This window comes from Leifsonia sp. 563, from assembly GCF_040545055.1.
GTDB lineage: Bacteria > Actinomycetota > Actinomycetes > Actinomycetales > Microbacteriaceae > Leifsonia.
In genome coordinates this window covers 82,293-101,075 of sequence record NZ_JBEPLE010000002.1, presented here as the reverse complement: position 1 = coordinate 101,075, position 18,783 = coordinate 82,293, and the positions used below count along the sequence as shown (strand labels likewise).

The 18,783-nt window shown below is 69.5% G+C and carries 15 protein-coding genes; 12 read left to right on the top strand and 3 right to left on the bottom strand.

Features of this window, described 5'->3' with window-relative positions; all coding sequences use genetic code 11:
* The first annotated feature begins 65 nt into the window (after positions 1–65).
* The 3 genes from ABIC47_RS07500 to ABIC47_RS07490 all read left to right on the top strand — a co-directional run bounded on the left by ABIC47_RS07500 (position 66) and on the right by ABIC47_RS07490 (position 5,928).
* Entirely contained in the window at positions 66–2,264 is a 2,199-nt protein-coding gene (locus ABIC47_RS07500; RefSeq protein WP_354478935.1) for an alpha-galactosidase, read from the top strand.
* Between the two features lie 92 nt (positions 2,265–2,356).
* Entirely contained in the window at positions 2,357–4,948 is a 2,592-nt protein-coding gene (locus ABIC47_RS07495; RefSeq protein WP_354478932.1) for a X2-like carbohydrate binding domain-containing protein, read from the top strand.
* Positions 4,949–5,004: 56 nt separating this feature from the next.
* Entirely contained in the window at positions 5,005–5,928 is a 924-nt protein-coding gene (locus ABIC47_RS07490; protein WP_354478928.1) for an acetylxylan esterase, read from the top strand.
* Between the two features lie 12 nt (positions 5,929–5,940).
* Here the strand turns inward: ABIC47_RS07490 and ABIC47_RS07485 are convergent, their stop codons facing one another.
* Positions 5,941–6,273: an L-rhamnose mutarotase gene (locus ABIC47_RS07485; RefSeq protein WP_354478925.1), complete on the bottom strand. Its 333-nt coding sequence runs from the start codon at positions 6,271–6,273 to the stop codon at positions 5,941–5,943.
* A gap of 86 nt (positions 6,274–6,359) precedes the next feature.
* Between ABIC47_RS07485 and ABIC47_RS07480 the strand changes: the two genes are divergently transcribed.
* The 3 genes from ABIC47_RS07480 to ABIC47_RS07470 are packed head-to-tail and all read left to right on the top strand — an operon-like array spanning position 6,360 to position 9,275.
* Positions 6,360–7,211: a fumarylacetoacetate hydrolase family protein gene (locus ABIC47_RS07480; RefSeq protein ID WP_354478922.1), complete on the top strand. Its 852-nt coding sequence runs from the start codon at positions 6,360–6,362 to the stop codon at positions 7,209–7,211.
* Positions 7,212–7,249: 38 nt separating this feature from the next.
* Entirely contained in the window at positions 7,250–7,996 is a 747-nt protein-coding gene (locus tag ABIC47_RS07475) for an SDR family NAD(P)-dependent oxidoreductase (protein WP_354478919.1), read from the top strand.
* A 4-nt stretch (positions 7,997–8,000) separates the two neighbouring features.
* Complete coding sequence (locus ABIC47_RS07470; RefSeq protein ID WP_354478916.1) at positions 8,001–9,275, top strand: alpha-hydroxy acid oxidase; 1,275 nt, start codon at positions 8,001–8,003, stop codon at positions 9,273–9,275.
* Between the two features lie 353 nt (positions 9,276–9,628).
* Here the strand turns inward: ABIC47_RS07470 and ABIC47_RS07465 are convergent, their stop codons facing one another.
* Together ABIC47_RS07465 and ABIC47_RS07460 are read right to left on the bottom strand one after the other, a co-directional pair.
* Positions 9,629–10,462, bottom strand: a complete 834-nt coding sequence (locus ABIC47_RS07465) for an amidohydrolase family protein (RefSeq protein WP_354478913.1) — start codon at positions 10,460–10,462, stop codon at positions 9,629–9,631.
* A gap of 3 nt (positions 10,463–10,465) precedes the next feature.
* The gene (locus ABIC47_RS07460) at positions 10,466–11,824 is read right to left on the bottom strand and encodes an alpha-L-fucosidase (protein ID WP_354480115.1); all 1,359 of its coding nucleotides are present in this window, start codon (positions 11,822–11,824) and stop codon (positions 10,466–10,468) included.
* A 131-nt stretch (positions 11,825–11,955) separates the two neighbouring features.
* Here ABIC47_RS07460 and ABIC47_RS07455 point away from each other — a divergent pair, with 131 nt between their 5' ends.
* From ABIC47_RS07455 to ABIC47_RS07430, 6 genes are all read left to right on the top strand, one after another.
* Positions 11,956–13,320: an alpha-L-fucosidase gene (locus ABIC47_RS07455; protein ID WP_354478910.1), complete on the top strand. Its 1,365-nt coding sequence runs from the start codon at positions 11,956–11,958 to the stop codon at positions 13,318–13,320.
* Positions 13,321–13,512: 192 nt separating this feature from the next.
* Positions 13,513–14,760, top strand: a complete 1,248-nt coding sequence (locus ABIC47_RS07450; RefSeq protein WP_354478907.1) for an ABC transporter substrate-binding protein — start codon at positions 13,513–13,515, stop codon at positions 14,758–14,760.
* A gap of 3 nt (positions 14,761–14,763) precedes the next feature.
* Positions 14,764–15,750: a carbohydrate ABC transporter permease gene (locus tag ABIC47_RS07445; protein WP_018189701.1), complete on the top strand. Its 987-nt coding sequence runs from the start codon at positions 14,764–14,766 to the stop codon at positions 15,748–15,750.
* Entirely contained in the window at positions 15,740–16,636 is an 897-nt protein-coding gene (locus ABIC47_RS07440; protein ID WP_018189700.1) for a carbohydrate ABC transporter permease, read from the top strand. The genes ABIC47_RS07445 and ABIC47_RS07440 overlap by 11 nt, the downstream gene beginning before the upstream one ends.
* 32 nt (positions 16,637–16,668) lie before the next feature.
* Positions 16,669–17,793, top strand: coding sequence for a mandelate racemase/muconate lactonizing enzyme family protein (locus tag ABIC47_RS07435; RefSeq protein ID WP_018189699.1), 1,125 nt, complete (start codon positions 16,669–16,671; stop codon positions 17,791–17,793).
* Positions 17,793–18,770: an aldo/keto reductase gene (locus ABIC47_RS07430; RefSeq protein ID WP_354478902.1), complete on the top strand. Its 978-nt coding sequence runs from the start codon at positions 17,793–17,795 to the stop codon at positions 18,768–18,770. Before ABIC47_RS07435 ends, ABIC47_RS07430 begins: the two co-directional genes overlap by 1 nt.
* Positions 18,771–18,783: the final 13 nt, after the last annotated feature.

Sequence of the window (18,783 nt, the reverse complement as noted above, 5' to 3'; positions counted from 1 at the left end):
ACTCGACACACTAGGCATGGTTAATTGACACTGTCAAGTAACCGGAAACCTCCGAGGAGCCCTTCATGCTCGACGGCTACGGCGCCGTTCTGAGCCTGCGAGCCGCAGGCACGTCACTCGTCATCGATGCGGCGGGTCGAGTGCCTCGCGTGCTGCACTGGGGCGCGGATCTCGGCCCCATCGACGACGCCGGCGCCGAGGCGTTGCGGGCGACCGCCGGACCGGCTCTGCTCAACAACTCACCCGACGTCCCGCGCACCTTCAGCCTGCTGCCGACCGAGTTCGAGGGATGGGCGGGGACACCGGCGCAGGAGGGTCACGCCTCTGGAACCGCCACCACACCGCGCCCGCGGACAGTGGCCGTGCGGTACCGGACGGACGACGACCAGGGCGGGACGATCGAGATCGAGCTGGTCGACGAGATCACCGCCCTGCGGACGACGATGACCCTGGCGCTCGACCGCTTCGGCGTGCTCTCGGTGGACACGACTCTGGTCCGGGATGCCGCCCTGGGCGATGCGGGCATCCCGTACACCCTCGACGCCCTGCGTGTGATGCTTCCCGTCCCGGAGCGCGCGGTGGACATCCTCGACTTCACCGGCAAGTGGTGCCGCGAGCGTGCCCCGCAGCGCGGCCCGCTGTTCTACGGCAGCCACGTGCGCCGCGCACGCAGGGGCAAGCCCGGCCACGATGCGCCGTTCCTGGTCGTCGCCGGCACGGAGGACCTCGGCTTCGGCCGCGGCGAGGCCTGGGCCACGCATCTCGCGTGGAGCGGCGACGGCGAGTACGTCGTCGAGCGGCTGACGGAGGGGGCCGGTGCGTTCTCGTCGGTCCTGGGTGTCGGGGAGGGGCTGCGGCCCGGTGAGATCGTGCTCGCCGACGGCGACCGGTACACCGCTCCCACAGCTCTGTTCGTGTGGTCGGCGAACGGCCTGGACGGCCTGGCAGATCGGCTCCACCGCCGGCTGCGCGCGCGGCCGTCGCATCCACGGTCCCCGCGTCCGCTCACCCTGAACTCGTGGGAGGCCGTCTACTTCGACCACGACCTCGCCCACCTGACCGCTCTGGTGGATCGTGCGGCCCGGGTCGGCGTCGAGCGCGTCGTCCTCGACGACGGCTGGTTCCACGGCCGCCGCGCCGCCGACGCCGGGCTCGGCGACTGGTTCGTCGACCGCACCGTGTGGCCGGACGGCCTCGGGCCGCTCGTCGACCTGGTCCGGTCGCACGGCATGCAGTTCGGGATCTGGTTCGAACCCGAGATGGTGAACCTCGACTCCAACCTCGCGCGGGAGCATCCCGACTGGGTGCTCGGCCCGCGCCAGGGGCTCGGCGCGACCTCCCGAGCGCAGTACGTGCTCGACCTGACCCGCCCCGACGCGTACGCCCATGTCCTCGAGCAGATCAGCGCGATCATCGAGGAGTACGCCGTCGACTACATCAAGTGGGACCACAACCGCGATCTGTCCGAAGCCGTCAGCGGTTCGCCCGGTGTCGACCGGCCGGCCGTCCACGAGCAGACGCTCGCGCTCTACCGGATGCTCGACACCCTCCGTGCCCGCCACCCGCGCCTCGAGATCGAGACCTGCTCGGGAGGCGGCGGCCGGGTCGATCTCGGCATCCTGGAACGGACCGACCGCGTCTGGGCCTCCGACTGCAACGACCCCGTCGAGCGCCTGCAGATCGAGCGCTGGACGCGCATGCTCCTCCCGCCGGAACTCATCGGCTCGCACCTCGGCGCCGAGCGGTCGCACACCACGTCCCGCCGGACGGACCTGTCGTTCCGGCTGATCGTCGCCCTCACCGCCCACGCCGGCATCGAGTGGGACCTTCAGGAGGCGGACGACGACGAGCTGGACCGGATCGCCCGCTGGGCAGAGGTCTATCGCGAGCTCCGGGGACTGATCCACTCCGGCCGAATCGTCAACGCCGACCTGGCGGACGACGCGACCGCGCTCACCGGGATCGTCGCCCAGGACGGGTCGCGAGCGCTCTACACCTGGGCGCGGCTCGTGACCTCGGCTCCCGGCCAGTCCGGCCGGGTCCGATTCCCCGGGCTCGACCCCGATGCCCGCTACACGGTGCGCGTCCGCGACGAGTTCGGTCCGGCAAGCCGGCACCAGGGAGCCGATCCGTCCTGGATCACCGCCGCCCTCGAGCCGGGCGGCGTCGACCTCCCCGGCTCGGTCCTCGCCGATGCCGGCGTCCCCCTGCCCACCCTCAACCCGCAACAGGCGATGCTCTTCGACCTCGTCCGGCTGGCCTGAGCCACCGGACGCCGGTCTGACCCAGACGGCCCACCGCACCGAACACCCCTCGCGCACCGACGCGCGCGGGGCTCTTCAGAGAGGAAGAACGCATGACACGCATGACGCGTGCACGACGGAGCCTGCGTGCTCTGGTCGTGACGGTCGCGGCCCTGGGGATCGTGGCCGCCGCCGCCGCCCCTGCCGGCGCGACGCCGACGCCGGAACCGACGGCGACAGCCACACCATCCACGACACCGACCGGGACGCCGGCGCCCACCGCGTCGCCGACCGCGACGGGCACACCGACCCCCACATCCACTGAGAGTCCGAAGAAGGAGACTCCGACGGGCGCTCCGACGTCGACGACGCCCGGGGTGCCGACCCCCATCCCTCCCGCTACCGCCGCCGTGGACCCGTGGGCGGTCACGCCCTACATGGGGTGGAGCAGCTACAGCATGCAGGTCTACTCGGGCAACGGGAAGTGGATCACCGCCGACCAGCTCATCGCCCAGTCGGATGCCATGCACGCCAAGCTGCAGAAGGCCGGCTACGACTACATCAACGTCGACGCCGGCTGGAGCGACGGCGTCGACGCCAACGGGCGCCCGACTCCCAGCGCGACGCTCTACCCGCAGGGGCTGAAGAAGGTCATCGACCACGTTCACGCGAACGACCAGAAGTTCGGTGTCTACCTGATCCCCGGCATCGGACCGGACGTCTACAACAAGGCGTACCCGATCGCCGGCGCACCGGGATGCACCACGCACGACATCGCGAAGCAGCCGCTGACGCAGGCGGACTACTGGAAGATCGGCTACGCCATCGACTTCTCGAACCCGTGCTCGCAGAAGTACATCGACTCGATCGCAGACCAGCTCGCCGCGTGGGGCGTGAACTTCGTCAAGTTCGACAGCGTCACCCCCGGCTCCGGCATCAGCGACGGCTCGGTGGACGCGCGTGACGACGTCGCCGCCTGGTCGAAGGCCCTCAAGAAGCACAACATCTGGTTCGAGCTGTCCTGGGCGCTCGACATCAACTACGCCGACTACTGGAAGCAGTACGCGAACGGCTGGCGTGTCGAGTGGGACGTCGAGTGCTACTGCGGCAACGAAGCGCTCACCCAGTGGGACAACATCGCACGTCTCTTCCCCCGCGCCGCGGACTGGTGGCGTCACGCCGGCCCGGGCGGCTGGAACGACTTCGACTCGCTCGACGTCGGCAACGGGAAGATGGACGGCCTGACCCCGGACGAGCGCCGCACCGCCACCACGCTGTGGGCGGTCTCCGCCGCGCCGATGTACACCGGCAACGACCTCACCAAGCTCGACCAGCTGGGCGTCGATCTGCTCACCAACCCGGAGGTCGTCGGCGTCGACCAGGCCGGCGTCCCGGCACGTCCGGTCTCGACGACGACGAAGCAGCAGGTCTGGTACGCGTTGAACAAGGACGGCAGCTACACGGTCGCGCTGTTCAACCTGGGCCGGGCCGAGTCCGACATCACCGCGAAGTGGTCCGACATCGGCCTGACCGGGTCGGCGACGGTCCGCGACCTGTGGGCGCGCAAGAACATCGGCCGCGCTGACGGCTCGTTCACAGCGTCGGATGTGCCGATCCACGGCGTCCGGCTGCTCAAGGTCACGCCCGACAAGGGCGCGACGGTCACGGTCAACGACGACGCCCAGGGCTTCTCGTACGGCGGCGACTGGACGCGCAACGGGGGTGCCGAAGTCGCCGCGACCTCGCAGCCGCTGACCGTCAACGTCACCGACACCGGCACGCCGGCGCCGCCGACGTCGACCGGGCCGACCCGCACCACGAGCATCAACGACACCGACCCCGGCATCGCCTACTCCGGTCAGTGGGGGTACAGCAACGGGCGCAACTTCGGCGACTACCAGGACGACGTGCACTATGCGGAGCATCCCGGCAGCGACTCGTTCTCGTACACCTTCACCGGCACCGGGATCTCGTACCTCACCGAGCTCGACTCCTCCGAGGGTGAAGCGGACGTGTACATCGACGGGCAGTTCGTGAAGACGATCAGCGCCAACATCCCGAGCGCCTCCCACACGGCGCAGCAGACGGTGTTCACGACGAACGACCTCACCGACGGGAAGCACACGCTCCGGGTGGTGATGAAGTCGGGGCAGTTCATGCTGCTCGACCGGCTCGACGTCATCCAGCCGAGCCTGATCGACCCGTCCAGCGTGTCGTTCGACACGAAGGCACCGGCGCCGGCGACCTTCTCGGTGCTGCGCGACCCGGACGAGTTCACCGGGATCACGGCGAACGGCACGGTGCTGAAGAAGGGCTCCGACTACACCGTGTCCGGGTCGACCGTCACGCTGCAGCCGTCGTACCTCGCGACGCTGCCCGTCGGGGCGACGACCCTCAACGTGGGCTTCCGCGGCGACTACCTCGATGACGTCCACGCCACGACGGCGACCGGAGCTTCGGTGTCGTACACGTTCACCGGCACCGGGGTCGACTGGCTCGCGCCGACCGGTCCCGACCAGGGCATCGTCGACGTCTACCTGGACGGCAAGCTGGTGAAGCGGGTCGACACCCACAGCGACACCCGCCGCACCCAGCAGAAGGTGTTCAGCGTCTCGGGACTCCGCAACGGGAAGCACACCATCATGGCGGTGAAGGAGTCGGGTGCGGTGATGCGCGCCGACGCCCTCCGCTACTCCGTCCGCTGATCCGTCGGGTGGGCCGGGAGCACCTCCCGGCCCACCCTCTCCGAAAGGCCCTCCGCATGTCCGGCTCCGACTCCGACGCCCTCCTGGGGACCGCCCCGCTCCCCACCCCCGACGACTACGACGCCTATTGGGCGAGCGCTCTCGACGACGCCGCGCGGCATCCGCTCGCCGTCCAGTTGGAGCCGGTGGACACGGGCCTCACCGCGGTCGACGTGTTCGACATCTCGTTCGCGGGGGCGGACGGGCGGCGGGTGAGCGGATGGCTCCGGCTGCCGCGGCATCGCGAGGGACGGCTCCCGGGCGTCGTGCACTTCAACGGCTACGGCGCCGGACGACTCGACCCGATCGACGACCTCACGTGGCCGGTCGCGGGCTTCGCACAGCTGGTCATGAACACGCACAGCCAGGGCGGCGGCAGCACCGGGCACCTGCTCGACGGGATCGAGGACCCGCACCGCTCCTATTACCGTGGGGTGTTCGTGGATGCGGCTCGCGCCGTGGACGCGCTGCGCTCGCTGGACGAGGTGGACGGCGACCGGATCGCGGCGATCGGGAACAGCCAGGGCGGCGGGATCGCCCTCGGCGTCGGAGCCCTCCGGCCCGAGCTCTCCGCCGTTCTGGCGCAGGCGCCCTTCCTCACGGACGCACCGCAGGGCATCCGGCTGGCGCGCAACGGGCCGTGGCTGGAGCTGCGCGCGTACCTGACGGAGCATCCCGACCGGGCCGATGCGGTGGCGCGGACGCTGGCGTACGTGGACGGAGTCACGTCCGCCCGGCACGCGTCGGCACCGGGATGGATCAGCGACGGCCTCGACGACGACATCTGCCCGCCGGAGACCGCCCGCGCGGCAGCAGAGGCCTACGCCGCCCCGGTGACGCTGCGCGAGTGGCCGGGCGCCGGGCACGAGGCGGGGGCCACTGGCGACCGGCGCGGTGCGCTCGCGGTCCTTCGCGATCGTCTGCGGCTCGTGGATGCCTGAAGACGCACGGCCTCAGGCATCGACGCGCTGGGCCGCCAGACTCCACACCTGCGGCAGCACCATCCCCTCGGCGCCGGGGCCCGACGTGGCGAAGTGGTCGACGTGACGGTTGATCGACTCCTGCCAGCGCTGATTGGCGGGGTCGTCGTCCAGCGCGCGCATCGCCGCGGCGAAGTCGTCGCAGTCGACCACGTGGAACAGGTCGCGTCCGCTGCGCCAGATCTGCCAGTCGTGGATTCCGAGCCGTTCGAACGACGCGACGAGGTCGTCCGGGATGGCGGAGTGCGCAACGTCGTAGGCCGTTTCGTGACCGTCGCGGATGATGGAGTGAAGCGCGACGCGCATCCCGGTGCTCCTTTGCGTCCGAAGTTTGAATTCCTATAGGAAATAGTAATAGTCTCGATGCCGGAAGGCGAGCGAAAGGACCCTCGATGCGATTCATGCGACTCGGCGAGCCGGGAGCGGAGATCCCCGTCGTCACCGACGGAACCACCACGTGGGACCTGCGCCCCCTCACCGCCGACATCGACGGCGCCTTCCTCTCCGACGACGGCCTGACGCGGGCCGAGGCCGCCGCAGGCGCGGGGGACCTCCCGGAGCTCGACCCGGCCGGACTCCGCATCGGCGCCCCCATCGCCCGCCCCCAAGCCGTCATCTGCATCGGCATGAACTACGCGGCGCACGCCCGCGAGTCCGGCTCCGAGCCGCCCACCGACATCGTCGTCTTCTACAAGCACCCCAACACCGTCGTCGGGCCGAACGACGACATCCTGCTCCCGCCCGGGTCCACGACCACCGACTGGGAGGTCGAACTCGCCGTGGTCATCGGCAAGCGCGCCCGCTACCTCGACTCCCCCGAGCAGGCCATCGACCACATCGCCGGCTTCGCGGTCGCCAACGATGTGTCCGAGCGCGAGTACCAGCTGCAGCGCTCCCTCGGTCAGTGGAGCAAGGGCAAGAGCTTCGAGACCTTCAACCCGCTGGGCCCGTGGCTTGTCCCCGCCGCCGAGGTCGGCGACGGCAGCGGACTCGGCATCCGTTCGCGCGTCAACGGCGAATCGCGCCAGGACTCGAACACCAGCGACCTCATCTTCAACGTCGCCGAGATCGTCTACCGGCTCAGCCGGTTCACCGTGCTCGAACCGGGCGACCTCATCAACACGGGCACCCCCGAGGGGGTCGGCCTCTCCGGTCGCTTCCCGTACCTCGCCGCCGGCGACGAGGTCGAGGTCGAAGTCGACGGCCTGGGCGCGCAGCGTTCGACCGTGCGGCCGGCGCTCTGACCGCATCCATCACCCACCCTCACTGCAAGGAGACAAGGATGTCGCACTTCGATGGCCTGGTGGCCGCCGTCACCGGCGGTGCGTCCGGGCTCGGCCGGGCGATCGCCGACGAGCTGGCCGCCCAGGGAGCGCGCGTGTTCGCGCTCGACCTCGACCCGGACGCCGTGAGCGCCCCGCACACCGGCATCCGCTGCGACATCGGCGACGACGCCAGCGTGCGGGAGGCCATCGCCGCGGTCGTTGCCGAGGCCGGGCGGCTCGATGTCGTCATCGCGAACGCCGGGATCGGCTCGCAGGGCGACATCGAGGCGAACGACGACGACGAGTGGATGCGCGTGCTCAACGTCAACGTGATCGGCTCGGCCCGCACCATCCGGCACGCGATGCCGCACCTCAAGGAGTCGCCATCGCCCGCCGTCGTGCTCACCAGCTCCATCGCCGCCTGGGCCGGCCTGCCACAGCGGGTCCTGTACTCCGCATCCAAGGGCGCCATCTCGGCCATGACCCTGGCGATCGCCGCCGACTGCCTGCCGCTGGGCATCCGCGTCAACGCCGTCGCCCCCGGAACCGCCGACACCCCGTGGGTCGGCCGCCTGCTCGACTCCGCCACCGACCCGGATGCGGAGCGAGCGGCGCTCGAGGCACGCCAGCCGAGCGGACGCCTGGTGCAGCCGCAGGAGGTCGCGGAGGCGGTCGCGTACCTCGCGTCGCCGACGTCCGGGTCGAGCAACGGCGTCATCCTGCCGGTCGACGGCGGGATGTACTCGCTGCGGCCGCGGAGGTAGCCCGATGGTCGATCGTCAGTTGCCTCGTCCGGCGGAGTTGTTGGAGTTGATGCAGTTCCGCAGGCCGGAGCTGAATGGGAAGAAACGGCGGCTGGAGTCGGCGCTGACCATCGAGGATCTGGCGCGGATCGCGCGTCGGCGGACGCCGAAGGCGGCGTTCGATTACACGGAGGGTGCGGCGGAGGGGGAGCTGTCGTTAGCGCGGGCTCGTCAGGCGTTTCAGGATGTGGAGTTCCATCCCTCGATCCTGCGGGACGTGTCGCAGGTGGATACGTCGTGCCAGATCTGGGGTGGGCCGTCGGCGTTGCCGTTCGGGATCGCGCCGACCGGGTTCACGAGGTTGATGCAGACCGAGGGCGAGACCGCGGGGGCGGGTGCTGCGGGGGCGGCGGGGATCCCGTTCACCCTGTCCACCCTGGGCACCACCTCGATCGAGGGGGTGAAGGCGGCGAACCCGCACGGCCGGAATTGGTTCCAGTTGTATGTGATGCGGCAACGCGAGATCAGTTACGGGTTGGTGGAGCGGGCGGCCGCGGCGGGGTTCGACACCCTGTTCTTCACCGTGGACACCCCGATCGCGGGGGCGCGGTTGCGGGATAAACGCAACGGGTTCTCCATCCCACCCCAGCTCACCCTCGGCACCATCGTGAACGCGATCCCCAGGCCGTGGTGGTGGTACGACTTCCTCACCACCCCCAAGTTGGAGTTCGCGTCGCTGTCCTCCACCGGCGGCACCGTCGGCGACCTACTGAACGCGGCGATGGACCCGTCGATCAACTACGACGACCTGAAGATCATCCGGGACATGTGGCCCGGGAAACTGGTGATCAAAGGCGTGCAAACCCTCGAGGACGCTCGCACCCTGGTCGACCACGGGGTGGATGGGATCGTGCTTTCCAACCACGGCGGCCGCCAACTCGACCGCGCCCCCATCCCCTTCCACCTCCTCCCCACGGTCGCGCGGGAAGTGGGGCAGCACACCGAGATCGCGATCGACACCGGCATCATGAACGGCGCCGACATCATCGCCGCCTACGCCCTCGGCGCGAAGTTCACCCTCATCGGACGCGCCTACCTCTACGGGCTCATGGCCGGCGGGCGGGCGGGCGTCGACCGCACCATCCAGATCCTCACCGACCAACTCGCCCGCACCATGAAACTCCTCCAAGTCCAGTCGCTCGCCGAGCTCGCCCCCCACCACGTCACCCAACTCACCCGCCTGCAACCCCTCCGCAACGCCCTCGCCCCCGCCCCCGCGCGCGAGGACGCCGACACCTGACCGCCCCTCGCGAGATTTGCGCCAAATCGCGGTAATACGGCGCTCAGAACACCGATTTAGCGCAAATCTCACACGCAGCGATGGGGACAGGACGCGCACATTCGTGCCGAATGTGCGCTATGAGCGCCGCATTCCGCACATTCGGCACGAATCGCGGGGCTTGTCAGCGCGCGCCGTGCTCGCAGACGGCGGCGGATCACCCGCACGATTTGCGCCAAATCGCGGTAATACGGCGCTCAGAACCGCGATTTGGCGCAAATCTCACACGCAGCGATGGGGACAGGACGCGCACATTCGTGCCGAATGTGCGCTTTGCGCGCCCCATTCCGCACATTCGGCACGAATCTCGCGGGTCAGGGGAGGCGGTAGGCGCGAGCCGCCGTGCCGGCGAGCACCTCGTCGCGCTCGGCGGGGGTCAGCGGCTCGAGGAGGGCGCGCGCGGTGGCCATGGTCTCGGCGTACGGCGTCGCGAGGGTCGAGACCGGCCAGTCCCCGCCGTAGAGGAGGCGCGACGGGCCGAACGCGGCGAGCGCACGATCGACGTACGGACGCAGGTCGGCGGCCGACGCGCGCCCGGCCGGCCCGAGGGTCGTCAGGCCGGACAGCTTCGCGAAGACATTCGGGCGGCGCGCAAGCGAGTCCATCAGCCTCCCCCAGTCACCGGGCTCCGCGCCGACCGGCGGGGTTCCGAGGTGGTCGATGACGAGCCGCAGCTCCGGCAGCTCGTCGGCGAGCGCGACCGCATGCTCCAGGTGCCGCGGCAGCACCCCGATCACGTCGAACGTCAGCCCGCGGGAGGCGAGCACACCGAGGGACCGGCGCACCGGCTCCTGCGCCAGCCAGTCCGGGTCGGGTTCGTCGTGGATGAGGTGCCGGATGCCCACAAGCGGCCCCGCCTCCGCCCAGTGGTCGAGCTGCTCTCCGACCCGGACGGGGTCGAGCAGATCGACCCACGCGACCACTCCGGTGACCAGTGGCGACTCGGCAGCGACGGCGAACATCGCCGCGGAGTCCTCGATCGTGCTCGCCGCCTGGACGAGCACGACCCCGTCCACCCCGGCCTCCCGCAGCTGCGGTTCCGCCTCGGCGAGCGTGAAGGTCCGGTTGATCGGGGCGACCGCGTCGGACAGCCACGAGTAGGTCCCGTGCTCCAGGTCCCACAGGTGCAGGTGCGCGTCGACCGCCATGGCTCAGACCAGGTCGAACCGGACGAGGGCCGGCCCGGCGACCGCCGGCTCCGGGAGGGTCAGGGCGATCGCGTCGCCGTCCCGCGTCGCGGCGACCGGCGTGCCGTCCGCGAGTCGCGCGCTGTCCGCATCCACCGCGGACGACACACCCTCGAGGCGCACCGAGCCCGTCGCGTCGACGAACGCGTTCGCGACCGAGTCGGACCCGCCGCCCTCGCCGCCGCGCGTCCAGCGCACCCACGGCTCCTCCGACGGACGGGCGATGGATGCGTCCAACACCTGCGAGCCGAACACGGCGTCCCCGTTGACCGCGTTCCACGCGGCCAGGTGCTCCAGCGTCCGGCGCTGCAGATCGGGTACGGTCCCGCGAGCGGTCAGGCCGACGTTGAGCAGCAGGTTCCCGCCGCGCGAGACGATGTCGACGAAGGTCTTCACCGCATCCGGGCCGCTGAGCATGTGCCGTTCGTCTTCGAGCGTGTTGTGGCCGAAGGAGTAGCCGATCCCGCGGCAGTTCTCCCACGCGCCGGCGCCCTCGACGTTGATGCCGTTCTGGTACTCGCTGGTGCGGAAGTCCCAGTGCGTCTCGCCCCAGCGGTCGTTCGAGACGCCGTCGGGGGCGGCGGCGTAGAACTTCTCGAACAGCCGCTCCATGCTGTGCGGACCGCTGGGCTTGCCCGCATCCGGCCACTCGATGTCGCCCCAGAGCACATCCGGACGGTACCGGTCGATGAGGTCGGCGACGTGTTCGTACGCGTACTCGGCGTAGCCGGCGTCGACGGGGCGGCGGAAGGCCTGGCCGTCGTCGGTGATCGGCTCCAGCTCGGAGTAGTGCCAGTCGAGCCCGCCGGAGTAGTAGACGCCGAAGCGCAGGCCGGCCGCACGGGTCGCCTGCTCGAAGGCGCCGACGAGGTCGCGGCGCGGTCCGCGGGCGACGGTGTTGCGGCCCTCGGTGCCGGGCGCATCCCAGAGGGTCACGCCGTCGTGGTGCTTCGTCGTCGGCACGAAGTAGCGGGCGCCGGTGCTCTTCACGAGCGCGATGAACGCCTCCGGGTCGAAGTCGACCGGGTCCCACTGGTCGATGAAGTCGTCGTAGGGCGCCCCGCCGTACACGTCCCGCTGGTGCTCGGCGGCCGGGCTGCCGGGGATGCGGATGGTGTTGTAGTACCACTCGGCGTACGGGTTGTGCGCGAACCAGTACCCCTTCTCGATCGTGCCCAGCTCACCGATCGGCTCGGCCCACGCCGGCACCGAGTAGGGCCCCCAGTGCACGAAGATCCCCAGCTTGGCGTCGGTGAACCACTGCGGCACCTCGCGCTCGAACCGGCGGTAGTTCTCCGGGCGGACGGGATCGTCTGTGAACATTGCCACGGGTGGTCTCCTTCGTCGTCGAATGGATGCGCCGGAGCGATTGTGGGATGCGTCCGGAATCCATATCCTATAGGCAATAGCATCCGTGTTCAACGATGCGATCCCCCACTCGAAGGAGAGTTCCCGTGACCACCGCGCTCGACGCACCCCCCGCCTCGTTCGTCCGGCCCACCGACTTCCGCCTGCCCGGAGGCGAGTGGTTCATCGGTGCGGGCTTCGGCCTGTTCGTGCACTGGGACCACGCCAGCCAGCAGGGGATCGAGATCTCCTGGCCGCTGGTCGGTCGTTCCATCATCCCCGGTTCCGACGGCGTCGAGGACACCGTGACCGTCGACGAGTACCAGTCGACCGCGGCGACCTTCAACCCGGTCGAGTGGGATGCGGTCGCTCTGGCCCGGCTCGCGAAGCGCGCGGGCGCCCGCTACGTCGTCTTCACTGCCCGCCACCACGCGGGCTACGCCATGTTCCACACCGAGCAGTCCGACTTCGGCATCGAGCACTCCCCCTTCGGGCGTGACATCACGCGCGAGTTCGTCGAGGCGATCCGCGCGGAGGGCATCCGGGTCGGGATCTACTACAGCCTCCCGGACTGGAACCACCCGGACTACCCCGCCTTCCGCATGGAGGACCGGCCGTACGCTCTCGAGCACTGGCCGGCCGCCGGCGACCCCGCCAACGCCGGAACACCGGTCGCCGACGACCGGCACCGCCGCGCGACGCCCGAGCAGTGGCAGCGCTACCAGGAGTACCTGCGCGGCCAGCTCACCGAGCTGCTCACCCGTTACGGCACCATCGACCTGCTCTGGTTCGACGGCGAGTGGGAGCGGTCGGAGCAGGAGTGGGACAGCGCGGGCCTGCGCGCTCTGATCAAGTCCCTGCAGCCGGACGTCGTCATCAACGACCGCCTGCTCGGCCAGGGCGACTACAAGACGCCCGAGCAAGGCTTCCCCGTCACCGCCCCCGACGGGCCGTGGGAGCTGTGCATGACCATCGGCCAGATGTGGGCGTGGCGCCCGGGCGACACCAAGAGCAAGAGCACCACCTCCCTGATCACGACGCTGATCGAGGTGGCGTCGCGCGGCGGCAACCTCCTGCTCAACATCGGGCCGAAGGGCGACGGCAGCCTCAACGAGTCGCAGGTGCGCACCCTGGAGGAGATCGGCGAGTGGATGGACGTGCACGCCGAGAGCGTCGTGGACGTCTCCCCCACCGTCGGCGTCGACTTCTACGGTCCGTCCACCGCCCGCCCGGGGACCCTGTACCTGCACCTGGTGATGCGCCCGATCGAGGAGGTCGTCGTGCGCGGCATCCCGGTCGGCCGGGTCACGGGGGTCCGCCTGCTGGCCACCGGCGAGGAGCTTCCGCACGACGTGAACCTGGAGGTGCACGAGCAGCCGGCGCCCGGAGTCGACCCGCTGGGCGAGCTGCACATCCCGGCGCCGGCAGCATCGGGCGCGGTCGTCGATGTCATCGCGATCGATTTCGCGTAGAACCGGCCGACCTCTTGACCGCCGACCGGGTCCGATCTAAGCTCCGCATGAGGCCTATATCGTAGACCCTATAGGATTGTGAACCACCCGACGGGGCGAGGACGCCCCGGACGATCCTCACGAAGACAGTACGACAGGCACCACCAACGCAAGGCGATCACCTGGATGAATCCAATGGAGGAGGCACAGCACGTGACACCACGAAGCAAGCGCAGGGCGGCCAGGATCGGCACCGCCGTCCTGCTGACCGGAGCACTCACCGCACTGGCCGGCTGCGCCGGCGGCAGCGGGGGCGACGCCAAGGGCGGCCCGATCAGCATGTACACCTGGGTCAGCAGTCAGAGCGACCGCGACCAGTGGGAAGGCTTCATCGATCTCGGCAAGAAGGTCGACCCCGACCTCGATGTCACGATCGAAGGCCCGAGCTTCAACGACTACTGGACCAAGGTCAAGACCCGCCTCAGCGGGTCCAACCCGCCCTGCCTGCTCACCACCCAGGCCGCGCGGGCTCAGGAGCTCTCGGGGCTGCTCATGCCGCTGAACGACCTGATCAAGAAGAACAAGCTCGACACCTCGAAGTTCGACGAGTCGATGCTCAAGGGCATGACCGTGGACGGCACGATCCGCGCGATCCCCTACGACGCCGAGCCGATCGTCCTCTACTACAACGCGGACAACTTCGCGAAGGCGGGCCTGCAGCTCCCGAGCACCACCTACACGCGGGAGCAGTTCCTGGCCGACGCGAAGAAGCTGACGACGGGCGACCACAAGGCGCTCGCGATCTCCCCCGGCTTCTTCATCCCGAACGCCTGGGCCATCGCCGACGGCGCGGAGGCCGTGAAGGAATCCAAGCTCGACCTCACCAACTCCAAGCTGGTCGACCAGGTGCAGTCCTACTTCGACCTGGTCGGCAAGGAGGGAATCGCGAAGGCGCCCGAGGCCGCGGACGGCTCCGACGTCTCCCAGTCGGCGTTCACCAGCGGCGCCGTCGACATGCTGATCGAGGGCCCGTGGATGTACGGCACCTTCGCCGACGCCGCCAAGTTCAAGATGGGCGTGACGATCGTTCCGAGCACCTCGGGTGAGGCGCACGGCATGACGGCCGGCTCCGGCTTCGGCATCGCGAAGAACTGCAAGAACCCGGACGCGGCCTTCAAGGCGATCGTCGCGATGACCGACACCAGCGTCCTCAAGGGTCAGGCGGAGAAGCGCGGCATCGTGCCCTCCCGTGCAGACGCGCAGTCGGCCTGGGCCGAGGGCAAGTCGCCGGAGGCGTACGCCGCGGTGCAGGCTCTGCTGAAGAACGCGACGGCGCAGATCACCACCCCCACCTGGAACCAGGTGGAGACCCTGTTCACCCAGTACGGCGTCGAGGGGTACCGGGGTGACAAGACGGCCAAGGACGTGCTGAGCACGATCCAGAAGTCGGTCGGGCAGTAGCGCATGACCTCCCCCCTGGTCACGGGTGCCGTCGTCTCCGAGGAGACGGCGGCACCCGCCGCGCCCCCGACCCGCCCGTTCGGCGTGCCGCATCCCACCCCTCCCCGCCGGGGCGGCCGCAAGCGCCGTGGGGATGGCCTGGTCGCCCTCGCCTACCTGTGGCCGGGACTCGCCGGCTTCACCTTCTTCATCGTCGTCCCGCTGCTCGGGTCGCTCGTCATCAGCCTGTTCGAGTGGCCGCTGTTCGGCTCCCCCACGTTCATCGGGCTGGCGAACTACCAGAAGCTGTTCAGCGACCCGACGTTCTACACGGTGCTGATCAACACGGTGATCTTCGCCTTCGTCTACACGGCCCTGAACCTGGCCGTCGCCCTGGCGGTCTCGCTGTGGCTCAACACCCGCATCAAGTTCGCCGGGTTCTGGCGCGTCATCTTCTTCCTGCCGGCCATCACCCCGATGGTCGCGAACGCCCTGGTCTGGCGGCTGCTCCTCAGCGACGACGGCCTGGTGAACTCGGCGCTCGCCGGCATCGGCATCGACGGTCCCAGCTGGCTCTCCGACTCCCGTTTCGCTTTGGCGTCCGTCATCGCCATGTCGGTCTGGCAGTCGTTCGGCTACAACGTGATCGTGCTCTCGGCCGGTCTCGGCGGCATCCCGAAGGAGATCCTCGAGGCCTCCCGGATGGACGGAACGAACGCCTGGCAGCGGCTGCGGTCGATCATCCTGCCGATGATCTCGCCGTCGCTGTTCTTCACCATGACGATGACGATGATCGGCGCGTTCCAGGTCTTCGTTCAGCCGCAGATCCTGACCCAGGGCGGACCGGGCGAGTCGACGAACACCTTCGTGCTCTACCTGTACCGCAACGGCTTCGTCTTCGACCGGCTCGGCTATGCGTCGGCGCTGGCGTGGATGCTGTTCATCGTCGTCATGATCATCACCGCCCTGCAGTTCGCGGGCCAGAAGAGGTGGGTCAACTATGACAAGTGACACGCTCGAACGCGCCGGCACTCGCACGAACGGCCGCCGGCACGGACTCCGGCCGGCTCAGCGGGTCGTCGTGACGAAGACCTGGCTCAACACGCTGTTGATGGCCATCGTCGCGCTGCTGTTCACCTTCCCCTTCATCTGGATGTTCTTCTCGGCCCTCAAGCCGGAGTCCGAGGTGTTCTCGCCCCACCCGACCTTCATCGGGTCCGAGGTGAAGTGGTCGAACTTCGTGGACGCATGGACCCTGGTGCCGTTCGGCCGGTTCATCTTCAACGGCTTCTTCGTCTCGATCTGCGGCGCCCTGCTCTCCGTCATCGTGGCGGTGCTGTCGGCGTACGCGTTCTCGCGCCTCCGCTTCAAGTACCGCGACCGCATCTTCCTGCTCTACGTGCTCACGCTGGTGCTCCCGCAGGAGGTGCTGGTCGTCCCGCTGTTCATCATGATGAACCAGCTCGGCCTCGTCGACACGTACACGGCCCTGATCATCCCGTTCGCGTTCACCGCCTTCGGCACGTTCCTGCTCCGCCAGTTCTTCCTGACGATCCCGATCGAGTTCGAGGAGGCGGCGCTGATCGACGGCGCCTCGCGCTTCCGCACCCTGTGGTCGGTGCTGCTCCCGCAGCTCACGGCGCCGCTGTCGGTGCTGGGCGTGTTCTCGTTCGTCGGCTACTACAACTCCTACCTGTGGCCGCTGATCATCATCAACAGCCAGGAGCTCGCGACCGTGCCGCTCGGGCTCTCCATGTTCACCGGGGAGCACGGCACCCAGTGGAGCCTGATGATGGCCGCATCCACCATCGCGATCATCCCCTCGCTGATCATCGTCGCGCTGCTGCAGCGCCAGCTGATCAAGGGCGTCGCCCTCGGCGGCTTCGGCGGCCGCTGACCTCCCCGTCCCTCACCAGAAAGCAGACACCCATGAGCCTCGCCCCGCCCGCCGCCCTCACCGCCGTCGACGGCACGATCGTCAGCGCCGAGGCCTGGCTGAGCGACCTGGAGGTGGAGACGGTCCGCACGGATGCGGTGCAGTCGTTCCTGAAGCAGGAGACCATCTTCGTCCGATTGCGCACGGTCGGCGGGGTCGAGGGTATCGGCTACAGCTACACGATCGGGACCGGCGGCGCCGCCGTCCTCAGCCTCCTGCGCGAGACCCTGCTCGACGTGGTGGTCGGGATGGACGTGAACCGTCCGGAGGACGTCTGGCGCGCGCTGTTCTCTTCCACCCGGGCGACGACCGTCGGCCTGATCACCTCGCTCGCGCTCGCCGCCGTCGACACCGCGGTGTGGGATGCGCGCTGCAAGGCAGCAGGCCTGCCGCTCTGGGTGGCGGCGGGAGGAGCGCAGCCGCGCATCCCGCTGTACGACACCGAGGGGGGCTGGCTGCACTTCAGCACGGACGAGCTGGTCGCGCAGGCGGTCGAGTCGCAGCGGCGCGGGCTCGGCGGCGTGAAGATCAAGGTCGGCAAGCCGCGCGCGCACGAGGACTTCGAGCGGTTGAGCGCCGTCCGCGAGGCCGTCGGGGACAGGATGGACATCATGGTGGATGCGAACCAGTCCCTGACCGCTGCCGAGGCCATCCGCCGCGCTGCCCTGTTCGAGAAGCTCGACATCTTCTGGTTCGAGGAGCCCCTCCCCGCGGAGGACGTCGCCGGGCACCGCCGGCTCGCCGAGTCGACCAGTGTCCCGGTCGCGGTCGGCGAGTCGATCTACTCGGTCGGCCACTTCCGCGAGTACCTGCAGTCGGGGGCCGCCTCCATCGTCCAGGTCGATGTCGCCCGCGTCGGTGGCATCACGCCATGGCTGAAGGTCGCGCACCTCGCGGAGGCGTTCAACGTGGCGGTGGCTCCGCACTTCCTGATGGAGCTGCACGTGTCGCTGTGCTGCGCGGTGCCCAACGCGCTCTATCTGGAGCACATCCCCCAGCTGCGCGCTGTGACCCGCACCGAGATGGCGATCCGCGACGGTCACGGTCTCGCGCCGTCACAGCCGGGACTCGGCATCGAGTGGGACCTGGACGCCGTCGACGACCTGCGGGTCGCCTGATGGGCCCGAAGCGCGCGTTCGGGCGCGGTGGCCTGTCGGTCGGTCCGATCGGCTACGGCGCCGCAGCCCTCGGCAACCTCTACAGCGCGCGGCCCGAAGACGAGTGGCCGCGCATCGTCCCCGCCGCCTGGGAGGCCGACGTCCGCTACTACGACACGGCGCCGCACTACGGTCTGGGGCTCGCCGAGGAGCGTCTGGGCGAGAGCCTGCGCGCCTTCCCGCGCGACGAGTACGTGCTCTCGACCAAGGTCGGCCGCGTCCTCGACCCCAACCCGGACTACAGGCCGGGAGACACCGACATCGCGAACCTCTTCGACGTGCCCGCGACCCTGCGGCGCCGCTTCGACTACTCGCGGGACGGCGTGCTCCGCTCGGTGGAGGACTCGCTTCGGCGCCTCGGTGTCGACCGCATCGACGTGCTGTTCGTCCACGACCCGGACGATCACGAGCGCGAGGCACTGGAGGGCGCCTTCCCGGCGCTCGACGAGCTCCGGTCGCAGGGCGTCATCCGCTCCTACGGGGCCGGGATGAATCAGACCGCCATGCTCACCCGTTTCGTCCGCGAGACGGACCTCGACATCGTGATGTGCGCGAACCGGTACACACTGCTCGACCCCTCCGCCGAGGAGGAGCTGCTGCCGGTGGCGCAGGAGCGAGGAGTGTCGGTCGCCGTCGCGGCGGTCTTCAACTCCGGCATCCTCGCCACCGACCGGCCCGCGCCCGACGCGACGTTCGTCTACGGCACGGCGTCGCCTGAGCTGATCGCGCGGGTGAACCGCATCGCCGACGTCGCCGAGCGTCACGGCGTCACGGTGCCGCAGCTGGCGGTGCAGTTCCCGCTGCGGCATCCCGCGGTCTCGACAGTGGTGCTGGGGGCGGATACCCCGGCCCAGATGGAACGGAACGCCCGACTGTCGACTCCCCCGGTGCCCGAGGCGGTATGGGGGGAGCTGCGAGAGGAGGGGCTGTTGCCGTGAAGATCCTGCATCC